This window comes from Nonomuraea sp. NPDC002799, assembly GCF_053592075.1.
Genome location: NZ_JBSFVA010000132.1, coordinates 1 through 1,788, shown reverse-complemented (window position 1 = coordinate 1,788; position 1,788 = coordinate 1). Strand labels below are relative to the sequence as shown.

At 67.7% G+C, this 1,788-nt stretch carries 1 protein-coding gene; it reads right to left on the bottom strand.

What is annotated here, in order from left to right; genetic code table 11:
- Positions 1-14 precede the first annotated feature (14 nt).
- Entirely contained in the window at positions 15-1,571 is a 1,557-nt protein-coding gene (locus ACWD0F_RS52050) for an IS4 family transposase (RefSeq protein ID WP_449890576.1), read from the bottom strand.
- Positions 1,572-1,788 lie beyond the last annotated feature (217 nt).

The following is a 1,788-nucleotide window of genomic DNA, read 5'->3' as shown; positions in this document are numbered from 1 at the left end:
CCAAGGCCAGGTAGTTAAGCTTTCTGAGCTGGTGGCAAGAGCGCTGTGGAGATCTGCTCGGCGGTGTAGACGCCTGGTCTGATCTTGCGGATGAGTTGGCCGGCGGCCCAGCGCGATAGTTGCCGATACATCGTGTTCAAGGTGACATCGCCGAGGTGGCGGGCGATGTCGCGGGCCTTCCAGGGGCGGTTGGGGTCTTGGTGGAGGAGGGCCAGGACCTGTTGTTGTCTGTGGCGGTCGGTCGCGGGCATGGGTCGTTCGTCGCGGGATGCGGCAGGCAGCGTGGGTGGGGGCGGCAGGAGGGTGATGTCGAGGTCGGTGATGGTGCGGCTGCGGTCGGGGCGGCCGTCGTCGAGTCGTTCGTTGTAGCGGGAGATGGGTGATTTGACCTTGCGGGTGCTGACGCGTGGGCGGCGGGCAGGGAGCAGCGCGGCCAGGACACGGCGTCCGATGGTTGCGACCAGGCCGGTGGCGGTGCCGGGGTTGTCGCCAGGCTGAATCACTAGGTCGCGGGCGGCGTGCAGGGCGATGGAGAAGCCGCAGCGGTCGGGGTCGGTGCCGGGCCGGGACTCGGCGGCGTCGACCATCACGGTGCGCAGGAGTTGATAGAGCGTGAGCACCGACCACATCTCCTGCTCCAGGCCGGCGGGGTCGCCGGAGCGCAGGATCCGTCCTTGCATGATCGTGTGGCGGAGCGCGTAGTAGGCCGACTCGTGTTCCCATCGCTGGTGGTAGAGCCTGATCAGGGCGGTGGCCGGGTGACGGCGGGCGTCGGTCAAGGTGGTGGCCAGGCGGTAGGTGCCGGTGAAGGCGGTGCCGTCGGTGCAGGTCACTGTCACACGGGCCTCGATGATGCGGACCTGCAGGCTGCCGATCATCGAGAGATAGGAGCCGTCGGTGAGGGTGGCCAGGACGGGAGTGCGCCGGTTGCTGCGCAGCCGGCCGAGCACCTGGGCGCCGGTGGCGCTGACCTGGGCGAGGAAGGCGTTGCCGTCGAAGCCCTTGTCCCATAACACGAGCATGTCCGGCGTCAGCAGGTGCAGCAGACGCCGGGCATAGCCGCTCTCGCCTTCGCTGGTGGGACCGAAGACCGCGCCGATCAAGGCTCGGGTTCCGGTCTCCACCAGCGTCATCAGCTCAAGCAGCGGGTAGCCGCCGTGGCCGGGGCTGCCCAGCCAGGCCTGGTTACGGGCGGTGTCGGGCGCCTTGATGGAGCTGCAGCCGTCGAAGGAGACGGTGCGGTAGGCCCCGAACCGTACGCCCGGCGTCGTGGGCTGGGCCAGCGGTCCGCTCAGCACCTCGAACAGGCGCCGCATCGGTGCGCCACCGACCCTGCGGCGCAGGTCACGCAGGGCTTTGGCGGTGGGCGTCACGACAGGCAGGGCGGTCAGCGAGGCCGTCAGCTTCTGCCAGACCAGCAGGTAGCCGACCTCGGGGAACAGACACATCGCCAGCAGGAAGTAGACCCCGACACGCGAGGGCAGAGCACGCAGACGACGCTGCACGCCGCGGGTCTCCTCCAGGACAGCATCGACGAGCTCGAACGGCACAAGCCAGGTCAGCTCACCCAAATGCCCGGGAGCGAACAATCGCCCGGCTGCCGAGCGGGACGAAGAGTCCGTCTCGACAGCGCGGGAAACAGCGGAGCTGGCATACTCGGCAATCAACGGAGATCCAGTTCTTCGACGGCTGGTTGTGGAAGATCACCGTTTTACTGGATCTCCGTCCTCATGTCCTGAGAACCACGTCTTGACGGCACCGCGAAAGCCTTAACTACCTGGCCTTGGG